Origin of the sequence: Aureimonas ureilytica, from assembly GCF_001475935.1 — a bacterium.
Lineage (GTDB): Bacteria > Pseudomonadota > Alphaproteobacteria > Rhizobiales > Rhizobiaceae > Aureimonas > Aureimonas ureilytica_A.
In genome coordinates, this window is the sequence record NZ_LDQA01000183.1 from 1 (window position 1) to 827 (window position 827).

1 pseudogene is annotated in these 827 nt (G+C 66.7%); it reads left to right on the forward strand.

Going from position 1 to position 827, the window contains the following annotated elements:
* Positions 1 to 827, forward strand: a pseudogene (locus tag NS365_RS24745) (calcium-binding protein); the annotation flags it as partial.

An 827-nucleotide genomic window follows, 5' to 3' on the forward strand; every position in this document is an offset into this window, starting at 1 on the left:
CGCATCAACGAAAAGGCCCGCGAAGGCACCGACACGATCAAGACCTCGGCCTCATCCTTCGCGCTCGACGACACGGCGTCCATCGATAAGCCCGGCCAGGCCCGCAATGCCAACCTGTCTGGCACGGGCAACGATCTCGACAATGTGCTCGCCGGCAACAGCGGCGACCTTATCCTAGACGCCGGGCGCGGCAACGATGTGCTGATCGACGGCGGCGGGCGCGACACGTTCGTGATGCAGAAGGGCGGCGGCCAGGATGTGGTGCGCGACTTCGCCGCATCGGGTGCCTCGGCCGACAAGCTGCTGATCGAGAACACGGGTTTCGCAAGCTTCGCGCAGTTGAAGGAGCGGATCGTACAGGTCGGCGCCGACACGCTGGTGCTGCTGGAGGAAGGCGACGCCGTTCTCCTCAAGGGCGTGAACTCGGGCGACCTGACGGAGGCGAACTTCGCCTTCAAGCCCAGCGCCACGACCTCCTCCCCCGTCCAGAAGGATGCTGCCCCTGTCGAGACCCCTGCTCCCCAGACCGTCGTGATCGCCCCCTCGGCCCTCACGGAAAAGCTCCTGGCGGTGTCCGGCGGGCCGGGCGCATGGCTCAGCGCCAAGACCGCCAATGGCAGCCTTCAGGGCGGCGCGGGCAACGACCAGCTGTCGGCCCAGGCCGCCTCCGTGACGCTCATCGGCGGGGCGGGCGACGACACCTATATCGTCAACCCGACGACGCGCATCGTCGAGAAGGCCGGCGAAGGCATCGACACGGCGCAGAGCTGGTACAGCTACAAACTCCCCGGTGACCAGTCGATCGAGAACCTCACGTTGATGGGCTC